Origin of the sequence: Thermolongibacillus altinsuensis (assembly GCF_004341205.1) — a bacterium.
In the GTDB taxonomy this organism is placed as follows: domain Bacteria; phylum Bacillota; class Bacilli; order Bacillales; family Anoxybacillaceae; genus Thermolongibacillus; species Thermolongibacillus altinsuensis.
This window is the reverse complement of the sequence record NZ_SLUL01000007.1, coordinates 75,922-100,496: the sequence shown is the minus strand read 5'-3', so window position 1 is coordinate 100,496 and position 24,575 is coordinate 75,922. Positions and strand designations below refer to the sequence as shown.

General features: G+C 40.8%; 23 protein-coding genes. 16 read left to right on the top strand and 7 right to left on the bottom strand.

Going from position 1 to position 24,575, the window contains the following annotated elements; all coding sequences use genetic code 11:
• Positions 1 to 54: 54 nt before the first annotated feature.
• Both EDD69_RS08315 and EDD69_RS08310 read right to left on the bottom strand, forming a co-directional pair.
• The gene (locus EDD69_RS08315; protein ID WP_132948494.1) at positions 55 to 1,164 is read right to left on the bottom strand and encodes a CdaR family transcriptional regulator; all 1,110 of its coding nucleotides are present in this window, start codon (positions 1,162 to 1,164) and stop codon (positions 55 to 57) included.
• Positions 1,165 to 1,202: 38 nt separating this feature from the next.
• Positions 1,203 to 2,924 (bottom strand): methyl-accepting chemotaxis protein, encoded by a 1,722-nt coding sequence (locus EDD69_RS08310; RefSeq protein ID WP_132948493.1) that lies wholly within the window; start codon positions 2,922 to 2,924, stop codon positions 1,203 to 1,205.
• A gap of 195 nt (positions 2,925 to 3,119) precedes the next feature.
• On the opposite strand from EDD69_RS08310, the gene EDD69_RS08305 reads away from it, so the two are divergent.
• From EDD69_RS08305 to EDD69_RS08280, 6 genes are all read left to right on the top strand, one after another.
• Positions 3,120 to 4,148, top strand: coding sequence for a LacI family DNA-binding transcriptional regulator (locus tag EDD69_RS08305; RefSeq protein ID WP_132948492.1), 1,029 nt, complete (start codon positions 3,120 to 3,122; stop codon positions 4,146 to 4,148).
• Positions 4,149 to 4,224: 76 nt separating this feature from the next.
• Positions 4,225 to 6,567: a glycoside hydrolase family 65 protein gene (locus tag EDD69_RS08300; RefSeq protein WP_132948491.1), complete on the top strand. Its 2,343-nt coding sequence runs from the start codon at positions 4,225 to 4,227 to the stop codon at positions 6,565 to 6,567.
• Between the two features lie 19 nt (positions 6,568 to 6,586).
• Positions 6,587 to 7,258: a beta-phosphoglucomutase gene (gene pgmB / locus EDD69_RS08295; RefSeq protein ID WP_132948490.1), complete on the top strand. Its 672-nt coding sequence runs from the start codon at positions 6,587 to 6,589 to the stop codon at positions 7,256 to 7,258.
• 62 nt (positions 7,259 to 7,320) lie between these two features.
• Entirely contained in the window at positions 7,321 to 8,592 is a 1,272-nt protein-coding gene (locus EDD69_RS08290) for an ABC transporter substrate-binding protein (protein WP_132948489.1), read from the top strand.
• Positions 8,593 to 8,724: 132 nt separating this feature from the next.
• A complete protein-coding gene (locus EDD69_RS08285; protein ID WP_132948488.1) occupies positions 8,725 to 9,624 on the top strand; it encodes a carbohydrate ABC transporter permease in 900 nt (299 codons plus the stop codon).
• Between the two features lie 15 nt (positions 9,625 to 9,639).
• Positions 9,640 to 10,467, top strand: coding sequence for a carbohydrate ABC transporter permease (locus EDD69_RS08280; RefSeq protein ID WP_132948487.1), 828 nt, complete (start codon positions 9,640 to 9,642; stop codon positions 10,465 to 10,467).
• A 35-nt stretch (positions 10,468 to 10,502) separates the two neighbouring features.
• Here the strand turns inward: EDD69_RS08280 and EDD69_RS08275 are convergent, their stop codons facing one another.
• Positions 10,503 to 10,829 carry a DUF3905 domain-containing protein gene (locus tag EDD69_RS08275; protein ID WP_132948547.1) on the bottom strand — a complete coding sequence of 109 codons (327 nt, stop codon included), beginning with the start codon at positions 10,827 to 10,829 and terminating at the stop codon, positions 10,503 to 10,505.
• Between the two features lie 115 nt (positions 10,830 to 10,944).
• On the opposite strand from EDD69_RS08275, the gene EDD69_RS15335 reads away from it, so the two are divergent.
• From EDD69_RS15335 to EDD69_RS08265, 5 genes are read left to right on the top strand one after another with little or no spacing between them, the layout of a single operon-like run.
• Positions 10,945 to 11,085, top strand: coding sequence for a hypothetical protein (locus EDD69_RS15335; protein WP_165871758.1), 141 nt, complete (start codon positions 10,945 to 10,947; stop codon positions 11,083 to 11,085).
• Positions 11,082 to 11,237 (top strand): hypothetical protein, encoded by a 156-nt coding sequence (locus tag EDD69_RS15330; RefSeq protein WP_165871757.1) that lies wholly within the window; start codon positions 11,082 to 11,084, stop codon positions 11,235 to 11,237. The genes EDD69_RS15335 and EDD69_RS15330 overlap by 4 nt, the downstream gene beginning before the upstream one ends.
• Positions 11,238 to 11,240: 3 nt before the next feature.
• A complete protein-coding gene (locus EDD69_RS15325; RefSeq protein WP_165871756.1) occupies positions 11,241 to 11,384 on the top strand; it encodes a hypothetical protein in 144 nt (47 codons plus the stop codon).
• Positions 11,385 to 12,380, top strand: a complete 996-nt coding sequence (locus EDD69_RS08270) for an L-lactate dehydrogenase (RefSeq protein ID WP_132948486.1) — start codon at positions 11,385 to 11,387, stop codon at positions 12,378 to 12,380.
• 22 nt (positions 12,381 to 12,402) lie between these two features.
• Positions 12,403 to 13,416 carry a PTS sugar transporter subunit IIC gene (locus EDD69_RS08265; protein WP_132948485.1) on the top strand — a complete coding sequence of 338 codons (1,014 nt, stop codon included), beginning with the start codon at positions 12,403 to 12,405 and terminating at the stop codon, positions 13,414 to 13,416.
• Positions 13,417 to 13,444: 28 nt separating this feature from the next.
• Here EDD69_RS08265 and EDD69_RS08260 read toward each other — a convergent pair whose 3' ends face one another.
• Positions 13,445 to 15,223, bottom strand: coding sequence for a B12-binding domain-containing radical SAM protein (locus EDD69_RS08260; RefSeq protein WP_132948484.1), 1,779 nt, complete (start codon positions 15,221 to 15,223; stop codon positions 13,445 to 13,447).
• Between the two features lie 293 nt (positions 15,224 to 15,516).
• On the opposite strand from EDD69_RS08260, the gene EDD69_RS08255 reads away from it, so the two are divergent.
• The 4 genes from EDD69_RS08255 to EDD69_RS08240 all read left to right on the top strand — a co-directional run bounded on the left by EDD69_RS08255 (position 15,517) and on the right by EDD69_RS08240 (position 19,284).
• Positions 15,517 to 16,227, top strand: a complete 711-nt coding sequence (locus EDD69_RS08255) for a FadR/GntR family transcriptional regulator (RefSeq protein WP_132948483.1) — start codon at positions 15,517 to 15,519, stop codon at positions 16,225 to 16,227.
• 169 nt (positions 16,228 to 16,396) lie between these two features.
• Entirely contained in the window at positions 16,397 to 17,113 is a 717-nt protein-coding gene (locus EDD69_RS08250; protein WP_132948482.1) for a (Fe-S)-binding protein, read from the top strand.
• Positions 17,114 to 17,134: 21 nt separating this feature from the next.
• The gene (locus tag EDD69_RS08245; RefSeq protein ID WP_132948481.1) at positions 17,135 to 18,562 is read left to right on the top strand and encodes a LutB/LldF family L-lactate oxidation iron-sulfur protein; all 1,428 of its coding nucleotides are present in this window, start codon (positions 17,135 to 17,137) and stop codon (positions 18,560 to 18,562) included.
• A complete protein-coding gene (locus tag EDD69_RS08240; protein WP_132948480.1) occupies positions 18,562 to 19,284 on the top strand; it encodes a LutC/YkgG family protein in 723 nt (240 codons plus the stop codon). Before EDD69_RS08245 ends, EDD69_RS08240 begins: the two co-directional genes overlap by 1 nt.
• Before the next feature lie 228 nt (positions 19,285 to 19,512).
• Here the strand turns inward: EDD69_RS08240 and EDD69_RS08235 are convergent, their stop codons facing one another.
• Complete coding sequence (locus EDD69_RS08235; protein WP_132948479.1) at positions 19,513 to 19,836, bottom strand: hypothetical protein; 324 nt, start codon at positions 19,834 to 19,836, stop codon at positions 19,513 to 19,515.
• 216 nt (positions 19,837 to 20,052) lie between these two features.
• Here EDD69_RS08235 and EDD69_RS08230 point away from each other — a divergent pair, with 216 nt between their 5' ends.
• Positions 20,053 to 22,272: a PAS domain-containing sensor histidine kinase gene (locus tag EDD69_RS08230; RefSeq protein ID WP_424565346.1), complete on the top strand. Its 2,220-nt coding sequence runs from the start codon at positions 20,053 to 20,055 to the stop codon at positions 22,270 to 22,272.
• 46 nt (positions 22,273 to 22,318) lie between these two features.
• On the opposite strand, the gene mtnA is transcribed toward EDD69_RS08230, so the two are convergent.
• Both mtnA and mtnK read right to left on the bottom strand, forming a co-directional pair.
• Positions 22,319 to 23,365 carry an S-methyl-5-thioribose-1-phosphate isomerase gene (gene mtnA, locus EDD69_RS08225; protein ID WP_132948478.1) on the bottom strand — a complete coding sequence of 349 codons (1,047 nt, stop codon included), beginning with the start codon at positions 23,363 to 23,365 and terminating at the stop codon, positions 22,319 to 22,321.
• A 16-nt stretch (positions 23,366 to 23,381) separates the two neighbouring features.
• Entirely contained in the window at positions 23,382 to 24,560 is a 1,179-nt protein-coding gene (mtnK, locus tag EDD69_RS08220; protein WP_132948477.1) for an S-methyl-5-thioribose kinase, read from the bottom strand.
• Positions 24,561 to 24,575: the final 15 nt, after the last annotated feature.

Genomic DNA, 24,575 nt, shown 5'->3' with positions numbered 1-24,575 from the left:
AAAAAGCAGGGAAACCCGCTATGTATAAAAATATAAAATTAAAACGTTTTCAATCTATTTTTTTGTGTTTTCATCTAAAAAACGAACCGCTAAATAAAGCGTCACTAAGTCTTCTGTTTGTTTCATATTCAAATTCGTTAATTCTTGTATTTTTTTTAGTCGGTAGTGAAGCGTATTAATATGAATATGTAGCGCTTGGGCGGTTCGCTTTAAAGATAAATGATGCTCAAAAAATGTGCGTAGCGTGTCCAACAACTCTTGTTCGTTAAAAAGCGGTTCGATCGTTCGTTTTATAAATTCTTCACGCGTTGGCAACGAAATTTCTTCTAGGCACATTTCTAATCGTAAATCTTCATCAAATATGATCGCATTTGTCTGTTTGGCGACGTGCAGTGCACGCTCCGCTTGTTTGTAGGAAAGATGAACGTTTTTCGCAGAAACGATTTTTCCAACGCCGAAAGAGAAGGGGATGCCATATTTTTCGCTAAGCGCATGTTGCAAATGTTTTATTTTTGTTGCGATCCGTTCTTTTTCATGAATGTGAGCGGTTTGCAAAATAAGAAAGCGGTCGTTCCCCCAGCGAACAATCACATCCCCTTGTTCGTTCCACGCTTTTTTCACATATTTCCATATATCGATTTGCAGCGATGCATTTTTGCTAAAAAATGCACCGACGATGACGCGCCTTGGGAGATGAAGGTCGATGCCGAATAGCTGTGCCCTTTCATAAAAAACGGTTGACCACTCGCGCCGTTGCACCCAGTCGAATACGAACGCTTCAAGCGCTCGCGACTCGAGTTCTAACTGCTCCGTGTAATAGCTCTCTTGAATAAGCAATTCGGTCATTTTCTTCAATAGCTCGCCATATTGTGAAACTTTTTTTGGATCCCCGGTAATGCCGATGACGCCGATGACGTCACCATGGAAAAAGATTGGCAAATTAATACCTGCTTTCACACCTTTCAATCGGCTCTCATCTTCTTTTGTAATGATCCGTTTCTTTTTTTCTTGGCATACGAGAAAGGCGCCTTCATGAAAATTCCCTAATCTTTCCAAATCAGTGCTGGCGATAATGATTCCGTTTGTATCGACGATAATAATATCTTCATCAAGCAAACGCCGCACTTCTGATACAATCTTTTTCGCTAAATGGGGCAATAGCACACGGATCACCTCTTAAAAAAGCCATCGATTATTGGGCATTATATGTTAAAACGTGCAAACGATTGCTTTAATTGCTCTGCTGTGTTAGCAAGTTCCTCGGAAGAAGCGAGCAATTCTTGCATCGTCGCGTTTTGCTCTTCTGTTGTTGCGGCAATTTGTTCAATATTTTGTGCGGATGTAGCAGAAATATCGATAATTTGATCGGCCGCCTCGGTCATTGTTTTCATTTTTTCATTCACATTTAAAATAGCTTGACAAACCATTCGGCTTTGCTCTTTTACATCCATAATGGATGAGTATAAATTTTTGAAAATGTGCCCAACTTGTGAAACGAGAACATTTCCGTTTTTAAAGGATTCACTGCTCTCGTTCATCACGTTGACCGCGTTTGCTGTTTGCGTCTGTGATACTTCGAGAATCGAGCGAATATTTCCAGCAGCGGCTGCTGTTTGTTCGGCTAGTTTACGCACTTCTCCTGCGACGACGCCGAATCCTTTCCCATGTTCACCTGCGCGTGCCGCTTCGATGGCCGCGTTTAAAGCAAGCAAATTTGTTTGGTCCGAAATGTCGGTGATGAACCCAACGATTTTGTTAATTTCCTTCGATTTTTCATTCAATGTTTGAATGACGGTAGATAGACGATCGATTTGATCATTAATGAGACGCATTTGTTCGATGGTTTGTTCAACAAATTGCGCTCCTTGTTGAACTTGTTCGGTCGTGTTTGTCGTGAGTTGTACCGTTTCTTCCATGCGCATCATGACAGTCGTTAGCTCATCTGAAATCGCATGAACCGATTCATTTGTTTTTTGAGACATCGTTACTTGTTCTTCTGCACCTGCTGAAACTTGTAAAATGGCTTGTGTAATTTGTTCGTTTGCTTCTGTTGTTGTTTCTGCATTCATGCGTAACGTCTGTGACATTTCATTGACATGTTCCGCTGATTTTTGAATTTGTTCAATCGATTGTTGCAAATGATCAGCTAACTCATTCATCGCTAACGCAATTTGTCCGATTTCATCGTTTTTCGTATAGCTCATTCGCTTCGCGCGCAAGTTTCCGCTCGCTAATTCTTTGCATAAATGAACGGCTTCACGCAAGTTGCGGCTAATTTTTTTGCTCACGGCTATGAGTGAGACGATCGATAGTAAAATGGCAGCGATGATCGTTATAATCATCATCAACATATTTTGTTTTGTTTTTTGATCCATTTCGCTGACTAGTTTATGTCGTTCTTCGGTCACAAGTTTTTTTAACAGATCCAGCTTTTCAATACTCATATCGCGAATGGTCGCTGCTTTGTTTTGCAAGCTAATTTGCTGAAAAACATCAATTTGCTCACCGCGATTGCGATAGGCGAATACAGTCGGTTGGATTTCACCGGAAAACAGTTTATTTAACTGTTCATCCATTAGCAGCGTCGCTTTATAAATGGTTTTAGCTTCGTCTGATTTCATATGCGGCTTCAATTGTTTCATGTTGTCATGAAACAACGTGGACTGTTGTTCATATTGTTGGAATGTTTCTTGTTTTGGGTTTGTAATATAGTCGGTAATGGTAATATATTTTTGTTTAAAAAGCGAGGCAATTTCTGTTATTAAAATCGATTGATCACTTTTTTGTTCGACTTGTTTCACAACTCCCATTAAGTTGTTGACAAGCAAGGCGACAAAAATGAAAACGCTAACAAAAAGGGTTGTTGTAAAAATGAAAACGATACCATATTTTTGGCCAATCGACATCGCTCTTCCTTTTCTCATCCGAGAGCCCCCCTCACTGTTTTAAGTAAAATTATAGCATGATATGTAAAAAGTGGCGATACGATTTGCTGAAAAAGTTTTTTGGACGATTGTTCAAAAAACAGCCAAAAAATGTCACGTTTTTTGTTGCAATCGTTTTCATTATACGTTAAAATGCAATCAGAAAGAATCCGAAACGTTTTGGAGGAAGAAGAAGTGACAACAATTAAAGATATTGCGAAGGTAGCTGGAGTTTCTGTTACAACGGTATCGCGAGCATTAAATGGTTACCCTGATGTCAGTGAAAAAACGCGCCAAAAAATTATCGAAATCGCTAAGCAACTCAATTATAGTCCGAATACGCTAGCGCGCAGTCTTGTCATGAACAAATCCAAAACGATCGGATTGCTTGTATCTGGAATGAATCATTCAGCGATAAAAGATAATTTTACGTTTGAGGTGCTGACGGGAATTAACGATTATATCGCCAAAACAGACTACGATTTAATTTTATTCAGTACAAATTCGACAAAACAAAGAGAGAAGACGTATTCCCAGCTTTGCCGGGAACGAAGAGTCGATGGCGTCATTCTTCAAGGCATTAAGACGGACGATCCGTATTTAACAGAGGTAGTGGAAAGCGATATTCCTTGCGTTTTAATTGATATTCCGATTCAATCGGACAAAGTTGGCTATGTAACGACCGATAATGTGTTGGGGGCGAAAAAAGCAGTCCAACATTTAATCGAGTTAGGGCATGAAAACATTGCCATGATGAATGGGCATGACTATGCGTTCGTAAGCAAACAAAGGCTTGAAGGCTTTCGCCAAGCGATGGAAGAAGCGAATGTAGCGATCAACGATGATTGGATTGTAAACGGCGAATTTTCTGAAGAAGTGGCGGAGAAAAAAGCGCTTGAGCTTTTTAGTAAACATCGTGAAATCACGGCTATTTTTTGCGCCAGCGATTTGATGGCGCTAGGCGTGGTGAAAGCGCTCAAACAAATGGGGCTCAGTGTGCCGGATGATGTTTCCGTCGTCGGTTATGATGATATTTTGTTAGCTTCATATGTTTCTCCATCATTGACAACGATTGCGCAAAATAGATTTCAAATGGGCTATGAAGCCGCAAGCATGTTAGTCGAAATGCTTGAAGGAAAAGAAGCGAAAGTCGTCATGCTTCGAACGCAATTAATTGTTCGCGAATCGACAAAAAAGAATCAATTGCTAAAGGGACGAATGTAGTCCCTTTTTAAAAACAACTTTTCCGAAACGTTTCGGTTTTTGATTTTTTAGTAAATTAATAGAAAGGAAGTTTGCGATGCTAAGGTACGACTTAGGGACGGGAGAATATAAAAACTGGATTGTTTCTGAAGTGGAATTTAATCCGCATCACCTTGGAAAATGCGAATCGATTATGGCGCTTGGAAATGGTTATATGGGGCTTCGTTCGTCAACAGAAGAGTCTTACTTAGGTCAAGTGCGCAACTTGTTTATTGCTGGGACATTTAATCAGTTTGATGAATATGAAGTAACCGAATTGCCCAATGCTGCTGACGTTGTTGAGTTAGACATTTGGATCAACGGTGAAAAATTTTCGTTAGAAAAAGGAAAAATCATTCACTATCGCCGCGATTTAAATGTAAAAACGGCAGAATTAATTCGTCATGTTATTTGGGAAAATCGCCGTGGTGAGCAATTCGAGTTTTTATTTAGACGATTTGTATCGCTAAAAAACTTGCATTTAATCGGAATGAAAATGGAAGTGACAGCGCTCAATAGCGATGCGGAAATTAAAATCGGTTCAGGCATTAACGGACAGATGACAAACACAGGAGTGCAGCATTTCCATGAAGGAGAAAAGCGCATTTTTGATAAAAAATATTTGCAACTGCTTCAAAAAACAACGGAATCAAAAATTGATTTTGTCTTTAACACAACACATCGCTATGCGATTGATGGCGAGGAAATAGAAAAAGATCCGCGTATGGTGATGGGTCGCCGCAAAGTGTTTATTGAAACAACATTCCAATTGCAAAAAGGGCAAAAGTTGACGTTTGAAAAAATTTCAAACGTTTATACAAGCCGCGATAAAGAATACGATCATGAAAACTATAGCCTTGAACAATTACGCGAAGATTCGTTGAACAACCTAAAAGAAGAAGCGAAAAAAGGGTACGATCAACTGTTTGCCGAAAACGTTTCGGAATGGGCAAAACGTTGGAAAGAGATGGAGATTACCATTGAAAGTGAAAACGATTTCGATCAATTAGCGATTCGTTTTGCACACTATCATCTTATCATCATGACGCCTGCCCATGATAACCGTTTCGGTGTTGCAGCAAAAGGATTAACAGGAGAAGGATACAAAGGACATTCTTTCTGGGATACGGAGATTTTCATTCTTCCGTTCTTTACATACACGTTCCCGAAAGTGGCGCGCAGCTTGCTTGAATATCGCTATAACACCATTGAAGGGGCAAGAAGAAAAGCGCGGGCAAACGGATACGAAGGAGCGATGTATCCGTGGGAGTCGGCTTTCACTGGTGACGAAGTGACACCTGAATGGGGTGCGGTCGATATCGTTACAGGAAAGGCGACAAAAATTTGGTGTGGATTTATTGAACAACATATTACGAGCGATATCGCTTATGCCGTATGGCAATATTACCAAGTCACTGGCGATCAAGATTTTATGGATCGCTACGGGTACGAAATGCTATTTGATACAGCGACGTTCTGGGCGAGTCGCCTTGAATGGAATGAGGAAAAGCAAGAATACCACATTAATGATGTCATCGGTCCAGATGAGTATAAAGAACATGTCAACAATAATGCATTTACAAACTATATGGCGCATTGGAACATTCAAACAGCGATTCGCTACTATGAAGAGTTAAAACAACATCGGCCAGAAATTTTAGAAAAGCTAAACGAGAAATTAAATCTCGATGATGCATACAAAAAGTGGACAGAAAAAGTCGATAAAATTTACTTGCCGCAACCGCGCGAAGAAGATTTAGTCATTCCGCAAGATGACACATATTTAACAAAACAAATTATCGATTTAACGAAATATAAAAATCAAACGCAAGTCGGCACGATCTTTGAAGACTACAACATGGAGCAAGTCAACAATATTCAAGTTTCTAAGCAAGCGGACGTTATGGTGTTGTTCTACTTGCTTGAAAATAAATTCTCGCAAGAAGTGAAGCGAGCCAACTGGAATTATTATGAGCCAAAAACATTGCACGACTCTTCATTAAGCTTGTCAACACACTGCATTTTGGCAAGCGATATGGATGATCGCGAATTAGCGTATGAATTATTTGAGCGCGCTGCTCGCATCGACTTAGGCCCAAATATGAAATCATCTGATCATGGCATGCATACAGCTTCCATTGGCGGAATATGGCAATCTGTCGTGTGCGGTTTTGGCGGCGTGCGCATGTTAGATGGCAAGCTGCGCATCAATCCAAAATTGCCAAAACAGTGGAAAAAGTTAGTGTTCCCGATTTATTGGCGCGGCGATCGTCTTGAAGTGACGGTCACTCATGAAACACTTCACGTTAAAAAAGTAACAAACGAAAACGAAAAAGTTGTGTTTGAAGTGTTTGGCACCATCCACGAAGTAAGCGATGAAAAAACGATTCCATTAACATAAAGAGAGGGTTTTTATAGACATGACGAAAAAGATTAGCGCGTTCATTTTCGACTTAGATGGCGTCATCACCGATACGGCAGAGTATCACTATTTAGCCTGGAAACAGCTCGCGGAGGAGCTGGGCATCTTTTTCGACCGCGAGTTTAATGAACAGTTAAAAGGTGTCAGCCGCATGGAATCATTAGAGCGAATTTTAGCGTTCGGCAATCAAGCCGAACGCTATACGAAAGAAGAGAAAGAGGCGCTGGCTGCAAAGAAAAATGAACACTACAAACAGCTTATTGAGAAGATTACGCCAAATGATTTGCTTCCGGGAATTGCGGAGCTGTTAGAAGATTTGAAGAAGCGAGGAATTAAAATCGGGCTGGCTTCAGCGAGCAAAAACGCTTTTGCGGTCATTGAGCGCCTGCAAATCGGCGGTTACTTTGACACGATTGTCGATGCAGCCAACATTCAACATAGCAAACCGCATCCTGAAATTTTCCTGACAGCTGCCCAGCAACTCGGTGTACCATGCGTTGAATGTGTAGGCGTTGAGGATGCGGAAGCAGGCATTCAAGCCATTAAGGCCGCGAACATGTTCGCGGTTGGTGTCGGCACAAAAGAGGCGATGAAAGATGCTGATTACATCGTTGAGAGCACAGCCGACTTAAATTACGAAAGCATTCTTAAAGCCTTTCAACAAAAATAGCGAGATGAAGGGGATCTCCCCCTTCCTATAGATTTCACAAAAAAAGAAAGGGGTTTTACAGGATGAATAAGAAAAAATGGTTGGCAACTGTTGGTGTTTCGACTATGCTTTTTGGAAGCGTTTTAACTGGATGCAGCGGTGGAGAAAAAGCAGCCGAAAAAGAAGGCGACAAACAAGCTGCTGATGAAAAAGTTGAAGTTACGTTAGCCGGTTGGGGCGGCAACCCAGTGGAGCAAAAATTGCTTAAACAAACGTTGGATGAGTTTGAGAAAAAATATCCGAACATTAAAGTGAAGTATGAAGTCATTTCGGAACAATACATGGATGTGATTAAAACTCGTTTAATTGGCGGCGAAGGTCCAGATGTCTTTTATCTTGATGCGTTTGAAGCTCCTGCTCTAATTGAAACAGGCGTATTAGAGCCGCTTGATCAATATGTAACAGATGATTTTGATATCAATGATTTTGAAAAGCCTTTACTTGATGCATTCAAAGGAGAAGACGGCAAAATTTACGGATTCCCGAAAGACTACTCAACACTTGCATTATTTTACAACAAAAAAATGTTTGAAGAAGCGGGATTAGAAGTTCCGAAAACATGGGATGAGCTTCGCGAAGCAGCGAAAAAGTTAACAAAAGGAACAGAAGTGTACGGTTTCGGTGTCGCTCCAGAATTGGCGCGTCTTTACTACATTGCTGAATCAAAAGGAGGCAAAGTTGTAACGGATAATAAAGCAAGCTTTGCGGATCCGAAAGTAGTTGAGGCGTTACAGCCGATCGTGGATATGCACTTGAAAGATAAATCAGCAGCGCAACCGAGCGAAGTTGGCGCTAGCTGGGGCGGTGAGATGTTCGGCCAAGGAAAAGCGGCGATGGTGATTGAAGGAAACTGGGCGATTAATTTCTTACAAGAAACATTCCCGAATATCGAATTTGGTACAGCTGAAATGCCAACGATTAACGGTCAAAAAAGAACGATGGCGTATACCGTTGCTTATGTCATGAACGCATCATCTAAGAATAAAGAGGCGGCGTGGAAATTGATTTCGTTCTTAACTGGTAAAGAAGGAATGAAAATCTGGACAAGCAAAGGATATACATTGCCAACACGCAAGTCTGTTGCGGCTGAATTAGGTTATGACAAAGACGAACTTCGTAAAGTGTTTGTTGCAGGTGCAGAGTACGCAACCGTATGGCAAAACGGAACGAACTTGCCGATTATTATGAATAACTTTAACAACCAATTCGTGAGCGCGTTTTTAGGTGAACGTCCATTAGCGGAAGCATTAAAAGAAGCACAAGAAACAGCCAATAAAGAAATTGAGGCGAAATAATGGCGGGAGGAGATGCTTCTCCTCCCTCCCCAATCTTTGCTGTTCACTTCTTTCTAGTGAAGTGGTTTGGACGCTTCACTAGAAAGAGGAGAATAGCGATATTCTCTTCATTATGCAAGGGAGATGAAAAGCATGAGAAAAGTGTTTTCGAAAAAAGCGTTGCGAGAAGCTGGTTCAGGTTATTTATTAATGTCCCCGGCTTTGTTCGTTCTTCTTCTATTTATTATTGGTCCGATTTTGTTTGCGATTTATCTCGCTTTTCATAAAGTGCAATTTTTAGGGACGACGAGCTTTGAGTTTGTTGGACTTGATAACTTTAAGCGTATGCTTGATGATACTCGGGCGAAAATTGCGCTTTGGAATACTGTCAAATATGTGGCCATTGTCGTTCCAGCGCAAACGATTTTAGCGCTTGTGTTAGCGGCAACATTAAATGCTGGATTGAAAGGGCAAAAGTTTTTCCGCATCGTTTACTTCTTGCCGACATTAACTTCATCTGCGGTGTTAACGCTTATTTTTATGTGGATGTACAACCAAAACGGACTCATTAACCATGTGCTCAAATTTTTTGGTTTACCCACCTATAACTGGTTAGGAGATCCTTCCGTTGCGTTAAATGCGATCATGATTATGAATATTTGGTCGACGGCTCCATATTTTATGGTTATCTATTTGGCAGCGCTGCAAGATATTCCTGATTCGCTTTACGAAGCAGCGGAATTAGATGGGGCAAATGCATGGCAAAAGTTTTGGTATATTACGGTGCCAAATTTAAAACCGGTCACTTCATTTGTTGTCATTATGGGTCTAATCGGTACGTTCCAATTGTTTGACCAGTCTTACATTTTCTCACAGGGTTCAGGCGGACCGAACAACTCGACATTAACAGTTGTGCTTCTTATTTATCAATACGCCTTTAAGTCATTAGGTACAATGGGGTATGCGGCAGCATTAGCGTTCGCGCTTGCGATTATCATTTTAATTGCGACGATTCTACAACGGAAATTTTCAAAAGAAGAGTCGCTGTACTAAGGAGGGGGACGGCCAATGAAAAAGAAAATAGGCTTCGGAAAAGCGCTTTTGTACACCATTCTCGTCTTATATGCGATCATTACGCTCATTCCGTTTTTATGGGCGTTATCGTCTTCGTTTAAAACGTTAGAGGAAATTGTAAGCGGATCGATCAACTTTATTCCGAAAAACTTTACGCTTGATAACTATAAACAAATTTTCGTGGAACAGGCGTTGTTTCCACGCTGGTTGTTAAACAGCGTGTTTATTGCGGTGACCGTGACGGCGCTCAACTTAATTTTTAACTCAATGGCTGGCTATGCGCTTGCTCGTCTTCGGTTCCCGGGAAAGAATACGTTATTTATGATTATTTTGGCGGTTTTAATGATTCCTGCGCAAGTAACGATGATTCCAAACTATTTAATTTTGAAACAGCTCGGCTGGCTAAATACTTATCAAGGAATGATTGTTCCAGCGATGATTAACGCAACGTTTATTTTTATGATGCGCCAATTTTTCATTAACTTCCCGAAAGAATTAGAGGAAGCGGCGGCGTTGGACGGATTAAGCCGCATCGGGACGTTTTTCCGCATTGTGTTGCCGCTCGCTCGACCAGCATTAGCGGCGCAAGCGATTTTCGTTTTTATGGGTTCATGGAACGACTTTATGCGTCCGCTGATCATTTTATCGGATCCGCAACTATTTACGCTTCCGCTCGGTTTAAACTCGTTTAAAGGTCAATACATTAGCTACTGGAACTACATTATGGCGGCATCCATGGTATTTACATTGCCTGTTCTCGTGATTTACGCCTTTTTCAACCGCTATTTCATTAAAGGAATTTCGTTTACAGGTGGAAAATAAAAACAATCCCGTGCGATTTGCGCGGGATTGTTTTTTTAATCGGCATCGTAGCTTGTATCGATGCTCGGGTGCATAAACGGGACGCCTTGTACCCGTTTTTTCTTTTCGAGAAGTTCACGGTTTTCAGCTGTATTCCAACCGATATCGTTTGTCGGATGAACCCATTCATCTCCTGTCATCGTGCTCGGATCGGTTTCATCGCTCCAATGGTTAAGCGGAGAATTTTGGGAGTTATATTTACTATCACCAATGACGACTCCGTAACGATTAACAAATGGCGGCTGCATGCGAATCCCCGTTCCTTTAAAAGATGGGGCATGGATTTGATGAGGTTGGGTTTCATCCAAAATAGGCGACTCCATGTTTTTTTTGTTTTCCAATGCGATCACCTCATCATTAGTTTGACCTTCGGAGCGATTGTTATGAATAAAAATGTTTCGTTTTACTGACATTAAGAAAAACAAGGGGGGGAGAAGATTGAAAAATCGTTCATTTCCTGTTGCTTATTTAGAAAGCAATGCTCTTGAAAAGATTCAGGATTTGGAGAAAAAATTGCGTGAAGAAACAGGCGAAGAAATTGTATTAATCGCATACAAACGTGAGGAGGAATTGAATTGAAACGAAAATTGACACATGATGCGGCGAAAACAAATAATCAAACGCCGACCGAAAGCATGCCAAAAGATGAGTTTGCTGCCCAATATGCAGGGGAAGAAGATATGAGCCGCGGCGCCAATCGCAATTCGCAAAAAGGAAGACAAGGGAAGTAAACGATGAAGAACAAGGAAAAGGGGAAGACTATTCCGATTCCAAGCGATGTTTTAAAAGAAGAATTTGGGCACGAACTTGGCGATTTCAACGCTCAAAAAACGATCGAATTGCTGGAAGAAACGAAAAATAAGAAAGGAAAGACCTAGATGGGAAAAACAACAAGAAAAGTTGCGATCATCGGTACAGGATTAGTTGGTTCAAGCGCGGCCTATTCCATCATCAATCAAGGAATTTGTGAAGAATTATTAATGATCGATATCAACAAGGAACGCGCGATAGGTGAATCCTTAGATTTATCCCATTGCATCGATTTTGTAAATTCAAGAACGAAGGTTCGCGCGGCATCCTACAGCGATTTAGAAGATGTTGATGTCGCGATTATTACTGCTGGTCCGCCGCCAAAACCAGGTCAAACTCGCCTAGATACGCTAGGAATTGGCGCAAAAATTATGGAAGATATCGTTCCACAAATTATGGCGAGCGGTTTTGATGGAATTTTCTTAATCGCTTCCAACCCGGTTGATATTATCACCTATCACGTTTGGAAGCTATCCGGTTTACCAAGACATCGAGTGATCGGAACAGGTACTTCGCTAGATTCTTCAAGATTAAAAACATTTTTATCCGAAATTTTAGATGTCGATCCAAGAAGCATTAGCGGCTACATGATGGGTGAACATGGGGATTCGCAATTTGCAGCTTGGTCTCACACTTACGTAGGCGGAAAGCCGCTTCTAGAAATTTTAGAGGAACGAAAAGAAGAACTTGGTGAAATCGATTTAGATGAAATTGTCGACAAGGTTAGAAAGGTTGGCTTTGAGATCTTAAAACGAAAAGGAACCACTTATTACGGGATCGGAAATGCGTTAGCTTACATTACAAAATCAATTTTCAATGACGACCATAAAATCATTGCCCTCTCTTGCGTGTTGGACGGCGAGTACGGCGAGAGAGAAATTTGCACAGGTGTTCCTGCCGTTATTACTCGCGAAGGAATTAAAGAAATTATCGAGCTTCGCTTAACGGAAGAAGAGCAAGCAAAATTCAAACAATCCAATGCTATATTGCGTCAATACATGGAAAGCATCGGTTACAAACAAGAGATTTTAGTACAATTTTCGCAAAAAAATTCCATCTTTTAGGAATAGGAAGAAGGAGTTTCTTATGAAAGAATATGTAATGCCAAGAATTTTTAAAGCTTCAACAGGTATTGCACAAGGAATTTTTGTCACACTCGGTATTGGTTTGCTTATTAAAAACTTAGGAACAAACTTTGGAATTAGTGCACTTGAACAAATTGGCACGATTTCGATTAGTCTGATGGCACCAGCCATCGGTGCGGGAATTGCCTTAATGCTGGGAGCAAACGCTCTTGTCATCTTCTCGGCGATGATTGCAGCGGCAGTCGGAGCAGGCGCGCTAAGCATTACAGAAGCAGGTGTTCTCATTAAACCAGGTGAACCAATTGGCGCATTGCTAACGGCAACGATTGCCACTTATGTAGGGAAACGAATCAGCGGAAAAACCGTTCTCGATATGATGATTGTTCCGTTGGGAACGATGTTAATCGCTGGATTGGCCGGTTTATGGTTATCACAAATCATTGCCCCTGTTTTAACAACGGTAGGAGGAGCGATTAAATCATCAACTGCAGGTAACCCGCTGCTCTCATCGATCGTTTTAGCTGTCGTTTGGGGATTGTTCTTAATCTCACCAGCATCATCTGTGGCATTAGCGATGGCCTTAGATTTAAGCGGCATTGCCGGTGGAGCAGCTTTGGCAGGATGTGCGGCGCACTTTATCGGATTCTCTCTCATTTCTTGGAAAGAGAATCAACTAGGCGGAATTTTAGCTCAAGGGGTCTGCACTCCTAAAGTGCAATTGCCGAACATTACGAAAAACCCATACATCTTACTGCCAACCGTCGTTGCCAGTGCGGTTGCTGGACCAATCTCCGCGTTAGTGTTCAAAATTGAAGCAGGAAAAGAGATTGCAGGTATGGGATTAAGCTCTTTCGTTGCACCAATACAGCTTTTAACAATATATGATGCTAGATTTATCGTTCCAGCGATGTTGATCACTTATGTCATTGTGCCAGCTGTTATCTCATATGCCATCTACTATATGCTTAAAAAGCTTGGCAAGATTAAAGAAAACGATTTAAGATTACCGATCTAATTATATAAAGAGGCTGACTCAACATCGCTCAAAGGCGATGTTTTGAGTCAGCCTCTTTTAGTGCAGATGTTCGTAAAAAATATGGATGGGCGGTTGCGGTAGCTGGGTCGAAATAAACGATCATCGCTGTTTCGTCTTGACGAATTTCTTTTGTTTCTAAATAGTGCGGCAGATCAAATGGAACGATTTCCATGACGGTATGTTTAAACAAATCTTTTTCATTTAACTGCAAGGACGCAAACGTTTCTCCAAGCGCCTCTGGATGGTCGAGAACGTACGAATAAATTTTTGTGCGCAACGTTTTATCGCTTTTTTCATCCCACCATGGTTTGCGTGGTTTATGCTTTTGATTGCGCAAATAGTCGTATTTCATCAGTCCTTCAATGATTGGAAGCTCTTGTAATGATTGGGTCTGTAAGAATTGATATAAACGTCGGAATAAATCTTCTAACTGATGGCCGATGCGCGCCCAACCTTGTTCATCCCAATACGTTCCAAACTGTTGGAAAAAGTCAAACGGCGTTTCAAAGATGTTCGTCACTAAATATTCAATCGTTTCATCCATGCGATGATCATTCCAATATTTTTCAAGCACATCTTCCACTTGTTTAATGCGAACGATGTCAGAGAAGGAAAGAACGTTGTTGGATAAAATTTCATATGGCGCATGATCCATAAAGACGTAGCCGTATTCTTTTGCGCGTAAGCGAAGTCCTGTTCCGCGCAGCATTTTTAAAAATCCAAGCTGTATTTCTTCAGGGCGAAGAGCGAACACATCATTAAACGTTTTGCGGAATGAAGTGTAATCCTCTTCTGGAAGTCCGGCAATTAAATCGAGATGTTGTACAATTTTACCGCCATTTTTAATCATCGTGACGGTGCGTGTTAACTTTTCAAAGTTTTGTTTGCGCATGACTAGTTTGTTTACTTCATCATTGGTTGATTGAACGCCAATTTCAAAGCGGAATAGCCCTGGAGGCGCTTCTTTATTCAAAAACTCAATCACTTCAGGGCGCATAATATCAGCGGTAATTTCAAATTGAAACACGGTCCCCGGTACATGTTCATCAATTAAAAATTGAAACATCTCCATGGCGTAACTTCGGCTAATATTAAACGTGCGATCAATAAATTTAATATTCTTTGCCCCGTTTTTCATTAAATAACGCAAATCTTCTTTTACTTTTTCCCGATCAAAATAACGAACGCCGACTTCAGTCGAAGAAAGGCAAAACTGACAGTTAAACGGACAGCCACGACTCGTTTCGATATAGGTGATCCGTTTGGAAAGATGCGGAATGTCTTCAGGGAAGCGAAACGGTGACGGCATTTCCGCTAAGTTAACTTTATTTTGCTGTGGGTTGATGATGACGTTTCCGTTTTGGCGAAAGGCAATGCCGTGAACAGATGATACGTCTTTCCCTTTTTGCAATGCGAATAAAAGTTGTTTAAACGTTTCTTCTCCTTCGCCGATGACGATAAAATCAAACTCTGGAACGTTTTCCATCCATTCTTTTACGTCGTACGATACTTCCGGTCCGCCGACGACAACAATTAAATCGGGGCGGATTTTTTTAAGCATTTTAACGATTTTAATCGTTTCTTCAATGTTCCAAATATAGCAGCTAAATCCGATGATATCTGGTTGACGTTGATATAAATCCGTGACAATGTTTAAGGATGGGTCTTTGATCGTATATTCAACGATATCAATTTGAAATTCGGGTTGGGCGTATGCTTTTAAATAACGAATGGCTAAATTCGTATGAATATATTTGGCATTTAACGTTGTACAGATGATCTTCATCGCACGAAATCTCCTTTATGTTCAATCGTTTAAAGCAAATCATAATTATATCATAACCAAATTCAAATGAAAAAGGCTGTCCTTTTCAGACAGCCTTTTTAAGCAAGGTTATATAATCATCTGATGATTAAATCATAATGTAAGCGTAAACATTTTTCGATATCACAATTTAAAAATTTTTCACATTTCTTTTGATGAAAAACATGATATTGTATTTCATTTGTGTCGCAGAAAGTGCTACTATAAAAAAAGATAGCGAATGTTCGAACATTGTTGTTATGGGGTGAAAATGGGTGATTTATAAACAAATTAAACCGAAAAAAATATACGAAGAAGTTGCTGAAGCGATTTTTGAAATGATCAAAACAGGGCAGTTGAAACCTGGAGATAAATTAGACTCCGTTCAACAACTTGCTGAAAATTTCCAAGTTGGGCGCGCGGCTATTCGTGAAGCATTAAGCGCGTTAAGAGCGATGGGGCTCATCGAAATAAAGCAGGGGGAGGGAACTTATGTTCGTGAATTTGATCCAGCGATGCTTTCTTTCCCGATTTCCATTGCGATTTTAATGAAAAAGGAAGATGTTGCTCATTTACTTGAAGTTCGTAAACTATTAGAAGTTGGTGCTTCCGGTGTAGCAGCACGAAAGCGAACAGAGCGAGATTTAAGAGCAATGGAGCATGCTTTGATCCAAATGCGTGAGGCGATTGGTGACGAAGAACTTGGGGAAAAAGCTGACTTTTTATTTCATATGGCGATTGCCGCTGCTTCGCAAAATCCGCTTTTAGTCAGCTTAATGAACAACGTATCCGGCATGATGATGGAAACGATGCGAGAAACAAGGCGAATATGGCTATTTGCGAAACAAGCGACGAGTGAGCAATTGCTTGAAGACCATATTCGAATTTTTGAAGCGATTAAAGCTCAAGACGATGAGTTAGCCCAAGAGCGAATGAAAGAACATTTAGGGCATGTCGAGAATGTGCTTGCTGACTATATTAAGTAAGCGTTTTAAGTAAGCGCTCACAAATGATTAGGCTGTTTTTTTGTGAAAAAACAGCCTAGTTACTATTTTTTGTACTATACTCATCAGATGACCAGTTGACTAATGGAAAATTTCGGGGTAAAGTGATAAAAAAGAAAACGTTTTCTTTGTAGAAAGAGGGGAAATGGGAATGAAAGTGACATTATTTGTAACGTGTCTAGTTGATTTATTTCATACGAACGTTGGGAAGGCAACGGTTGAATTATTGGAACGTTTAGGATGTGAAATTGAGTTTCCAGAAGCGCAAACATGCTGTGGGCAGCCAGCGTACAACAGCGGTTATGTGAAAGAAGCGAAGGAAGCGATGAAACATATGATTCGCACATTCGAACATGCGGAGTATATCGTCACTCCGTCTGGTTCCTGTGCGACGATGTTTAAAGAATATCCGCATATTTTTAAAGGGGATGCAGAGTGGGAAGCGCGAGCAAAAAAGGTAGCGGATAAAACGTATGAATTGACACAATTTATCGTCGATGTACTAAAGGTTGAGGATGTCGGTGCCAAGTTAGAAGGGCGTGCAACGTACCATACATCATGTCATATGACACGTTTGCTTGGTGTAAAAGATGCGCCAATGAAACTATTAAAAAATGTGAAAGGGCTTGAATTTGTTCCGCTTCCAAATGCACAAAATTGCTGTGGATTCGGTGGGACATTTTCAGTGAAAATGGGTCCAATTTCTGAACAAATAGTCGATGAAAAGATTCACCATATTGAAGAAATTGATGTTGATTATTTAATCGGAGCGGATTGTGGCTGTTTAATGAACATCGGCGGACGAATGGAACGAAAAGGAAAACCGATTAAAGTGATGCATATCGCTGAAGTGCTGAACAGCCGATAAGAATCAAAGGGGGAATTTTTCATGGCGATGAAAATTAGTACAGAAGAGTTTAAGGAACGAGTCGAAAAAGGCATTCATAATTCATTTATGCGCGGTGCAGTTGCTGGAGCACAAGATCGATTGCGGACGCGCCGTCTTGAAGCAGCGGCAGAGCTTGGAAATTGGGAAGAGTGGCGCGCACTCGGTGAACAAATTCGCCAACATACGCTGCAACATCTTGATTATTATTTAATGCAGTTAAGCGAAAATGTAGCGAAGCGCGGCGGTCACGTCTTCTTTGCTCAAACAGCCGAAGAAGCAAACGAATATATTCGCGATGTCATTGTTAAAAAGAATGCAAAAAAAATTGTGAAATCAAAGTCGATGGTAACAGAAGAGATTCATATGAATGCGACGTTAGAAGCTGTCGGCTGTGAAGTGATTGAAACCGATCTTGGCGAGTACATTTTACAAGTAGATGACCACGATCCACCTTCCCATATCATTGCGCCAGCGCTTCATAAAAATAAAGAGCAAATCCGCGACGTGTTTAGAGAAAAATTGGGATACACAAAAACCGAGAAGCCGGAAGAACTGGCGCTTCATGCGCGCGAAATGTTGCGCCAAGAATACTTAACAGCTGATGTCGGAATTACGGGCTGTAATTTTGCGATTGCGGAGTCAGGATCGATTACGCTTGTGACGAATGAAGGAAATGCCGATTTAGTGACAGCGCTTCCGAAAACGCAAATTACAGTGATGGGAATGGAACGAATTGTTCCGACATTCGAAGAAATGGAAGTGCTTGTAAGTTTATTAACACGCAGTGCGGTCGGGCAAAAATTGACGAGTTACATTACAGTATTAACGGGTCCAAAAGATGAAGGAGATGTGGATGGACCAGAAGAGTTTCATCTCGTTATTGTCGATAACGGTCGCTCCGCTATTCTTGGAACAGAATTTCAGTCTATTTTACAGTGTATTCGCTGTGCAGCTTGTGTCAGCGTATGTCCGGTGTATCGTCACATTGGCGGTCATTCATACGGCTCGATCTATTCAGGTCCGATTGGAGCGGTATTGTCTCCTCTGTTAGGCGGATATGATGACTACAAAGAGTTGCCGTATGCATCGACATTATGTGCGGCTTGTACGGAAGCATGTCCGGTGAAAATTCCGCTTCATGAATTATTGCTAAAACATCGTCAGACGATTGTCGAACGTGAAGGAAAAGCGCCGATTTCAGAAAAATTGGCGATGAAAGCGTTCGGGCTAGGCGCAGCGTCAGCATCGCTTTATAAACTCGGTTCTAAATTAGCATCAAGTGCGATGAATCCATTTACCGTAAATGAACGCATTTCGAAAGGTCCAGGTCCACTGAAAGCATGGACAGAGATTCGTGAATTCCCGGCTCCAGGAAAAGAGCGTTTTCGCGATTGGTTTAAAAATCGAGAGAAAGGCGGAGATGAGTGATGACCGTCGGAAATATTTATCGTCGTGAAGCATTTTTACAAAATATTGCCCAGCGTCTCGGACGAGATGTATATACAACAGGCGTTGTTCGGCCGATGTGGAAATATGCTCCGCAGCATACCGTTTTTCAGGGTTATAGTCAAGATGAGCTTCTTGAGGAATTGAAAAAGCAATGTTTGCGCATTCATACGACACTAGTGGAAACGACGTGTCATGATTTAGCTGCTACGTTAAAGCGAATCGTGGTTGAGCATGGCGGAGGTCCTGTTGTTACATGGGATGATCCGCGGTTTGACGAATACGGATTAATGCCTTTATTGCAAGAAGAATGGCCGAACGAGAACGTCTCTGTGCACATATGGGATGCCAAATTAGGAAGAAAAAACATCGAGTTTGCTGAGAAAGCAAATGTTGGCATTACCTTTAGCGATATCACGCTAGCGGAATCGGGAACGGTCGTGTTGTTTAGCGGAAATGGAAAAGGGCGAACCGTCAGCTTTTTGCCGACGACATATATTGCCATCATTCCAAAAAGCACGATTGTCCCAAGAATGACACAAGCAGCTTCTTACATTCATCAGCAAATTGAGCAAGGAAAACAAGTTTCTTCATGTATCAACTTTATTACAGGGCCAAGCAACTCTGCCGACATCGAAATGAATTTAGTTGTCGGTGTGCATGGACCGGTAAAAGCAACTTATGTTGTCATCACGGATCGATGAGTAGTTTCGACTACTCATCTTTTTTCTTTTTTATAGGTTGTTGCTTTATAGTGTCAGGAACAGGATCCCCCTCATAAGTTGGTTGAAATGATGGTGAATATATTACCAAAGATAGTCGAAGCACTTGATATTCATATTTCGACTGCCTTTTAAAATCCTTTATGTGATCCGTTCTCTCGGACATCCAACACAGAAGTGCTTAGCACTTTCAAATCAAAAACAACACTTTTACAGCCTTGTGGTTTTCATTTTCTTTTTATTTCGATTAATTAAAATTACAATCGTAATCAATTGGGTGATGAAGCCCAAACCAACTGTTAAACTAAAAACAAATCGTAAATCGTCATAAGATAATTTGCCGAAGAAAAACTCATAAGTGATTGCAAGAACAAATAGTGAAGTCATAGCATGGAACGAATTTTTGTACGCACTATACTTGATCCTAATTCTATGACTATTTTCAGTTTGTTCGAGTTCTTTTAAATACTTTTCCTCAATCCAGATCCCGAATAGCAATAATGATACGATAACAATAATTGAAATAATGTCCATTTAAAACACCTCCTTCAAAAATTTTATCATATGAAAAACAAAATTTTTATAAAAGTAACAAAATTTTCAAAAAGAGCCTTTTTATTAAGATTACTAAAATTTCCTATGATATTAAATTCATATAAGATTACTAAAATTTTCATAATATTAAAAAGGAATAAAAAAGTTTATGGAGAATATATTTACAAAATTGAGAAGTCTTTAGGAGGGGGAACCTTGAAGGGCGGTTTAACTGAACGTGAGGGAATGAAAGATTTAGAGATCATTCGCTTGCTTGAAAAAGAAAATGAGAGATTGAAAGAACAATTGCGGCGATATTCTTTCATTTTGGAACAAGTGATGGATGCGGTTGTGTTGCTTGATGACCATGGGTGTTTTATTGAGATGAACGAAGCGGCATGCCGTCTATTTCGTGCGTCAAAAGAACAATTAATCGGTAAAAGCTTTCACGTTTTTTTACAGCTGGTTCCACCACACATCTTCCAATTTCAAAAACAAATGTTGCGAAAGTTCGGCACATACGATGATGAACTTATCATTCGCTTAAGCGATGGTGAAATTAAACACATTCAAATTTTTATGAGGAAGCATGCATTCCATCATTTTGACCTATATATTCTCCGCGATATTTCCTCTAAAAAAGCCCTTGAGCGTGAGCGGACGATTAATGAATCGCTTTTTAAAGATGTGTTTAATCGTGCAGTCGATGGAATTGTCATTTTTGATGCGCACGGTCGTTTTATTGATGCGAATCCTTCTTTTTGTGCGGGCGTCAATGTAAAAAAAGAAGAGCTGTTAAAACTTTCTATGCAAACGTTTATTCCGATTGAATATCACGTTATGTTTGAACAGTTGTTATTGATGTTGAAAAAGAAAGGAACAGCAGCTGGAGAGCTTCCGTTCATTTTGGCGGATGGCACGCAGAAGTTGTTCGAATTGACATTGACGGCAAACGTACATAGCGGGTTTTACATGGCGATTATGCGAAACGTTACGGAAAAACGTAATATGGAAATTAATTTGCAGCGAAGTGAAGAGCGATTTCGAGCGATTTTTGAACAAGCGCATGAAGCAATTTTAATTTGTGATGACTTCGGCAATATTTTACGGGCGAATCCAGCGGCGAGCCGCATGTTTGAAAAGCCGCTTCATGAGTTAGTTCAGTGCAATTTGCTTGAATTTGTGAATAAAAAAAGTAAAAAAGTGAACAAAGTGATTCGTAACTTTTTCCGTTTCGGCGAAATTCGTGATGAGTTAACGTTTTATATGCCGAACGGTGAAGAGAAGCAGTTGGAGTTTACGTCGAAAAAAGCCGTCGTTAACGGCTACCATTTGACGATTTTTCGCAATGTTAGCGAAAGAAGAAGAATGGAAAAAGATCTTCGCGAAAAAGAGCAAAAATTCCGGAGCATTTTTAATCATGCGATGGATGGAATTATTCTTTGGGATAACGAATATAACATATTGGATGCCAATCCGATTGCCTGCTCGATTTTGGCCATTAAGAAAGAGAAGTTGTTGCAAAAGAATGTTTTTCATTTTATTTTGCCAGAACATCAGCGCGAATTTCAGCGATGGTTAAAGAATTGTATGGAAAATGAAGAAACATATTTTGAATTTGTCGTTGTTGCAGCAGATGGCACGCAAAAAACGGTTGAAATTTCTTTAAAGCGCGACATTATTCAAAATGTTGGAATGATGATGTTGCGCGATATTACCGAAAAGAAAGAAATGGAAGAGCAATTGCGCAAATCGGATACGTTAAATGTGGTCGGAGAGTTAGCGGCCGGAATCGCTCACGAAATTCGCAATCCAATGACTGCTTTAAAAGGGTTTATTCAATTATTACAAGGAAGCATTGGCAGTGATCGTGAAGATTACGCGATGTATTTCCATGTCATTACATCCGAACTCAAACGAATTGAATCGATCATTACGGAATTCCTCGTTCTTGCGAAACCGCAAGCGATTCAATATCAACAGAGCGATATTTGTAAAATTATGCAAGATACCATTGATTTGTTAAGCGTACAAGCGACGATGCATAACATTCAAATCGAGGCGCGTTATGATGATCATCTTCCAGAAATTTATTGCGAACCAAAGCAATTAAAACAAGTGTTTATTAACATGCTGAAAAATGCGATCGAAGTAATGCCTAAAGGCGGAACGATTACCGTGACGGTTGAGAAAAGCGATGAGGAACATATTCGTATTGCCATTCGCGATCAAGGTTGTGGCATCCCTCAAGATAAGCTTAAAAAATTAGGGGAACCGTTCTATACGACGAAAGAGAGAGGAACGGGATTAGGATTGATGGTGAGCTATAAAATTATTGAGGAACATAAAGGGAAAATTGATGTCGAAAGCGAAGTCGGAGTTGGAACGACATTTTACATTACCATTCCAATTGCTTTACAATCGGAGGATGAGTGAAACCTACCTTAACGAAGGTAGGTTTCATCGTTTTTGCATATGAGAGTTAATGTTCCGATTCAAACAAACGAGGCAAAGCCTGTTCATACGGTCCGTAAACAATCCCTTTTTCCGTAATAATGGCGGTGATGAGCTCGTTTGGCGTAACATCAAATGCTGGATTGTAAACGTTGACGTCTTTTGGAGCGATTGACACCCCAGCGATGTAGGTGATTTCTTCGGCGCTTCTTTCTTCAATTGGGATGTCTTGCCCTGTTTTCGTTTTTAAATCGATCGATGAGAGCGGGGCGGCGACGTAAAAAGGGATATTGAACGCTTTCGCAAGCAAAGCGAGCCCAAATGTGCCAATTTTGTTTGCCGTGTCGCCGTTTGCCGCAATGCGGTCGGCTCCAACGATGATGGCATCAATGTTTTTTGTCTTGATCGTATGTGCAGCCATATTATCCGTAATTAATGTCACATCGATGCCGGCTTGCATTAATTCCCAAGTTGTCAACCGCGCCCCTTGCAAAACAGGGCGAGTTTCTAAGGCGAAGACGTGAAAATCCATATCTTTTTCTTTGGCGATATAAAACGGTGCTAAAGCTGTTCCATAGCGTGCGGTAGCAATCGAGCCTGCATTACAAATCGTCATCACACGCTTTTTGTTTTTTAATAACGAAAGAGCATGCTCCCCAATTTGTTGACATGTATCTTCATCTTCGATTTGAATGCGAATCGCTTCGTGAACAAGCGTTGTTTTCGCTTCATTGACAGATGACGCATCGGCAATGCTCTGAATGAGGCGATCGAGCGCCCAAAATAAATTAACAGCAGTCGGTCGAGCGCTTGCTAAGTAATCGCGATCTTTTTGCAGACGTTGTTTCAATTCATCTAAATCGTCTGTTTCGTATTGATTTGCGGCAAGGGCAAGACCGTAAGCAGCAGCAATGCCAATGGCAGGTGCTCCGCGCACTTTTAATGTGGCGATAGCGTTCCAAACATCATGAATATCTTTTAATTCTAAGTATTCAGTCTTATGCGGCAATGCTTGTTGATTTAAAATCGTTAAATGGGTGTCATGCCACTCAACAGAGCGCGGAATATGGATCATACCTGTTCTTCCTTTCTTAGTTGTTCACAAGGGATGTTTTCTCGAAAAAGCGTTTGATTTCGTTCATCGTTTTCATCGTTGAACGATGAACAATGAGTTCGCGTCCGAGGCGAAGAGCGTGCCGTTTTGCATCGAGTCGTCGCTGAAACGGTTCGATTGTATCAAGATCAGCAACATGGGCTAAACCGATCGTCCGGCGGATGATTTCGCAACCCGCAAAACCGATTGCTTCCGTGAATGTTTCTCTTAAAACATCTTCTAAAAATCCATCTGCTTTTGCATACACTTCTTCACTTTTCGTTTCCCAAAGTTCAGAGAATGTACGCGCAAACACTTCCCATGTTTTTTCTACATGAGAAAATAAAGGTAGGCGATCTTGTTCATTTCGGGACAACGCATTTAAAAGCAAGTTTGCAAAAAACTGACCTAAATCGAAGCCGAACGGGCCGTAAAAAGCGAATTCTGGGTCAATGACCTTTGTTTCTGTCTCGCTCGCAAAGATGCTGCCCGTATGTAAATCTCCATGGACTAACGCATCGCCTTTTGTTAAAAATGTTCGTTTTAATTTGGCGACTTCTCGTTTTAGAACGTCATCGCTCCAAAGCTTCTCCACATCTTGCCGCAATTCCGTTTCAAAGTGATTGGTATCGTGATCAAAAAATGGATCCGTAAAGACAAGGTCTTCAGTAATTTTACAAAGCTCAGGATTTGTAAATTGTTGGGCGAGTTGTTTTTTTTGTTGTTGATTCATGCCGAAATCGGATGTATAAAAAAGCGTTTTGGCAACATATTCCCCAATATGTTCGGAGAGAAGAGGGAATGTTTTCCCTTCAATCAATCCTTTTCGGGCGATTTGTAAATGGGATAAATCTTCCATGACCGTAATCGATAAAGACTCATCGGAATAGTACACTTTAGGGACATATTCAGGAACGTAGCTCGCGAATGTACGTAATGCTTGGCTTTCGATGATGGCTCGTTTTAATGTCAGCGGCCAGCTTTCGCCAACGACTTTCGCATATGGAAGTGCTTGTTTTATGATGATTCCGTGTCCGTCTTTTGTATTGACGATATGGAATACAAGGTTTAAATTTCCATCCCCAATTTCTCGGCAAGATAGTGAAGCATCTTCAGGAAATAGGCGAAGGCGTTCTGCAAGTTCAATCGCTGAACGTTCTGTTAACGGTTCGTACATGTCGGCTTCCTCCTT

What these genes read in the sequence shown, in the direction of transcription:
- EDD69_RS08260 (WP_132948484.1), bottom strand. Translation starts at nt 15,223, where the DNA reads ATGAAGATCATCTGTACAACGTTAAATGCCAAATATATTCATACGAAT.
- EDD69_RS08285 (WP_132948488.1), top strand. Translation starts at nt 8,725, where the DNA reads ATGAGAAAAGTGTTTTCGAAAAAAGCGTTGCGAGAAGCTGGTTCAGGT.
- mtnA (WP_132948478.1), bottom strand. Translation starts at nt 23,365, where the DNA reads ATGATCCATATTCCGCGCTCTGTTGAGTGGCATGACACCCATTTAACG.
- EDD69_RS08240 (WP_132948480.1), top strand. Translation starts at nt 18,562, where the DNA reads ATGACCGTCGGAAATATTTATCGTCGTGAAGCATTTTTACAAAATATT.
- EDD69_RS08280 (WP_132948487.1), top strand. Translation starts at nt 9,640, where the DNA reads ATGAAAAAGAAAATAGGCTTCGGAAAAGCGCTTTTGTACACCATTCTC.
- mtnK (WP_132948477.1), bottom strand. Translation starts at nt 24,560, where the DNA reads ATGTACGAACCGTTAACAGAACGTTCAGCGATTGAACTTGCAGAACGC.
- EDD69_RS08275 (WP_132948547.1), bottom strand. Translation starts at nt 10,829, where the DNA reads ATGGAGTCGCCTATTTTGGATGAAACCCAACCTCATCAAATCCATGCC.
- EDD69_RS08245 (WP_132948481.1), top strand. Translation starts at nt 17,135, where the DNA reads ATGGCGATGAAAATTAGTACAGAAGAGTTTAAGGAACGAGTCGAAAAA.
- EDD69_RS08300 (WP_132948491.1), top strand. Translation starts at nt 4,225, where the DNA reads ATGCTAAGGTACGACTTAGGGACGGGAGAATATAAAAACTGGATTGTT.
- EDD69_RS08265 (WP_132948485.1), top strand. Translation starts at nt 12,403, where the DNA reads ATGAAAGAATATGTAATGCCAAGAATTTTTAAAGCTTCAACAGGTATT.
- EDD69_RS08310 (WP_132948493.1), bottom strand. Translation starts at nt 2,924, where the DNA reads ATGAGAAAAGGAAGAGCGATGTCGATTGGCCAAAAATATGGTATCGTT.
- pgmB (WP_132948490.1), top strand. Translation starts at nt 6,587, where the DNA reads ATGACGAAAAAGATTAGCGCGTTCATTTTCGACTTAGATGGCGTCATC.
- EDD69_RS15325 (WP_165871756.1), top strand. Translation starts at nt 11,241, where the DNA reads ATGAAGAACAAGGAAAAGGGGAAGACTATTCCGATTCCAAGCGATGTT.
- EDD69_RS08270 (WP_132948486.1), top strand. Translation starts at nt 11,385, where the DNA reads ATGGGAAAAACAACAAGAAAAGTTGCGATCATCGGTACAGGATTAGTT.
- EDD69_RS08235 (WP_132948479.1), bottom strand. Translation starts at nt 19,836, where the DNA reads ATGGACATTATTTCAATTATTGTTATCGTATCATTATTGCTATTCGGG.
- EDD69_RS08290 (WP_132948489.1), top strand. Translation starts at nt 7,321, where the DNA reads ATGAATAAGAAAAAATGGTTGGCAACTGTTGGTGTTTCGACTATGCTT.
- EDD69_RS08250 (WP_132948482.1), top strand. Translation starts at nt 16,397, where the DNA reads ATGAAAGTGACATTATTTGTAACGTGTCTAGTTGATTTATTTCATACG.